General features: G+C 72.1%; 2 protein-coding genes and 1 pseudogene. 2 read left to right on the top strand and 1 reads right to left on the bottom strand.

Annotation, left to right across the window (positions count from 1 at the left end):
* Positions 1 to 925, bottom strand: a pseudogene (locus AC2W7A_RS11355) (hypothetical protein); the annotation flags it as partial.
* A gap of 152 nt (positions 926 to 1,077) precedes the next feature.
* Here AC2W7A_RS11355 and purU point away from each other — a divergent pair.
* Together purU and AC2W7A_RS11345 are read left to right on the top strand one after the other, a co-directional pair.
* On the top strand, positions 1,078 to 1,977 hold the full coding sequence (gene purU, locus AC2W7A_RS11350) for a formyltetrahydrofolate deformylase (RefSeq protein ID WP_485991444.1): 900 nt from the start codon (positions 1,078 to 1,080) through the stop codon (positions 1,975 to 1,977).
* 145 nt (positions 1,978 to 2,122) lie between these two features.
* A complete protein-coding gene (locus tag AC2W7A_RS11345) occupies positions 2,123 to 2,644 on the top strand; it encodes a gamma carbonic anhydrase family protein (RefSeq protein ID WP_485991443.1) in 522 nt (173 codons plus the stop codon).
* Positions 2,645 to 2,743: the final 99 nt, after the last annotated feature.

Raw genomic sequence — 2,743 nt, 5'->3', positions numbered from 1 at the left:
CACCGGCCACGGCGCCACCGGCGACGGCGGCACCGGCTGCGGCGTTGCCGCCCTGACCGGTCTCCCTCGGGGCGTCCGCGACCTTGCCGTCACGCGCGGCACCGGTCTCGGCGGCCTTCTCGCCCTTGGTGAAGCGCAGCGGCTTGCGCTCGTTCGGGTCCTCGGCGTCCGGGGCGGTGGGGGTGTCCCAGGGGCCGCCCTTGCCGACGGTCTTGTCCGCCGCGGCCTCGTCGAGCTGCACGCCCTTGCCGCCGGCCTGCACCGCGGTGCCGCGGGAGGCGTCGGCATCGGCGCCCTTGACGCCCTTGACGCCCTGGGCATCCTTGGCGTCTTTGGCGTCCTTGGCGTCCTTGACGCCCTGGGCATCCTTGGCGTCCTCGAGACCCTTGAGGTCCTTCGAGTCCTTCGCGCCCGTGGCGTCCTTCGGGTTCTTCGTGGCGGCGGCAGCGGCACCACCGGCCACAGCACCGCCGGCGACGGCGGCACCGGCCGCGGCCTTGCCGCCCTTGCCGTGCTCGGTCTCGGCGGTCTTCACGCCGGCCTTGTCCACGCCGGCCTTGTCCGCGCCGGTCACGTCCTTGCCGTCCTCGGCCGCCAGTGCGGTCGACCCGGCGCCCTTGGTGTCTGCGGCCTTGGCATCGGTCTTCGCGTCGGCCTTGACATCGGTCTTCGCGTCGGCCTTGGCATCGGTCTTCGCGTCCGCGGCCGTGGAGCCGTTGCCGTCCTGCTTGGTCTTGGCGGCCTTGTCCGGGGAGGTCACGCCGTCGCGGACGTCGGTGCGCTCCTTGGCCTTCTCCTCGGTGCGCAGCTCCTGCTCGAGCTCGGCCTGACGGCGGCGCCTGCCTGCGACCACGCTGAGGATGATGAGGATGATCAGCACCACGATGATGGCGGCGATCAGCACGTAGACGATGGGGTTGTCCATGACGTCTCCTTGTGTTCTCTCTGGTCAGTTCTCACTGCCCATTCCGCGGTCGCGGAGACAGTTCAAGGCCGAGGATGCCACATCTTCCGCACTGTGGTCATCGACCGAGCCCCCACCCTTCACCCTGGCGTGTCCGTGGTTTCATGTCTGCCATGTCCGCCGTCGACGCCCCCTCCGCCACCGCCCCCTCCTCCCGCTCCGAGGGCGAGTTCGTCCTGACCCTGTCCTGCGCGAACACCCGGGGCATCGTCCACGCCGTCTCCGGCGCCCTGCTCCAGGTGGATGCGGACATCACCGAGTCCCAGCAGTACGACTCCCCGGACACGGGCACGTTCTTCATGCGCGTGGAGTTCCGCACCCCGGCGGAGCGGGAGGCCGTGGACGCCGCGCTCGCCCCGGTCGCCGAGCGCTTCGTCATGCACCTGCAGCTCTGGGACGCGGCCGTGCGCACCCGCACGCTCGTGATGTGCTCCAAGGACGGCCACACGCTCAACGACCTGCTGTTCCAGCAGCGCACCGGCACCCTGCCGATCGAGGTGCCGGTGGTGGTCTCCAACCACCTGGACCTGCAGCCGCTGGCCTCCTTCTACGGGGTCCCGTTCATCCACATCCCGGTCTCCGCGGCGGGCACGCAGACCAAGGCGGTGGCCGAGGCCCGCCTGCGCGAGCTCATCGACGAGTTCGACATCGACCTGGTCGTCCTGGCCCGCTACATGCAGATCCTCTCGGACGAGCTCTGCGCGGACCTGCAGGGCCGGGCCATCAACATCCACCATTCGTTCCTGCCGTCCTTCAAGGGCGCCCGCCCCTACCACCAGGCCCACGAGCGCGGGGTGAAGCTGATCGGCGCGACCGCCCACTACGTCACCGCGGACCTGGACGAGGGCCCGATCATCGCCCAGTCCGTGCAGCCGGTGACCCACGCGCAGACGGCCGCGGACTTCGTGGCCCGCGGCCGGGACGTCGAGGGCGACACCCTCGTCCAGGCCGTCCGCTGGCACGCCCAGCACCGCGTCCTGCTGGACGGCCGCCGCACGGTCGTCTTCGGCTGACCCTCGCTCCCGCTCCCCCTTCCCGACGACGGCCCGCCGCCTGACAGACGGACGTGACCGCCCGTCGTCGGGCACGGTCTGCGGACGCCGTCCGCCACGGGGACGCGCCTGGCCCGCGGCGGGCGGACCGCCGTAGCCTGGTGACATGGCACACATCATCACCGTCAAGGGCGTCACGCCCCGCATCCACGAGTCCGTCTTCCTCGCGCCGACCGCCGCGATCACCGGCGACGTCGAGATGGCCGAGCGCTCCTCCGCCTTCTACGGCGTCTCCGCGCGCGGCGACTCCGCTCCCATCCGCGTGGGCGAGGGCACCAACCTGCAGGACAACGTGGTCCTGCATGCGGACGAGGGCTTCCCGTGCGAGCTGGGCTCCGGCGTCTCCGTGGGCCACTCGGCCGTGGTGCACGGCGCGACGGTCGGGGACGACTGCCTGATCGGCATGTCCGCCACCGTCATGAACGGCGCGCGGATCGGCGCCGGGTCCCTCGTGGCCGCCGGCGCGCTCGTGCTCGAGGGCACCGAGGTCCCCGAGGGCTCGCTGGTGGCCGGCGTCCCGGCCAAGGTGCGCCGCCCGCTCTCGGACGAGGAGCGCGAGTCCCTGAAGACCAACGCCTCCGTCTACCTCGAGCTGTCCGCGGCCCACAAGGCCGCCCAGCAGGGCTGAGGGTGGCCGACGTGGAGCCCGCACCGGGCGACGGGCACGGGACGAGCACGACGGGCCCGGCACGGCCGAACGCCTGCTCCGTCCTGCCGACGGCCGCCC

The organism is Micrococcus sp. LASM2_SD2, assembly GCF_057364565.1.
The sequence above is the reverse complement of the archived record's forward strand: the minus strand, read 5'-3'. Positions and strand labels throughout refer to the sequence as shown.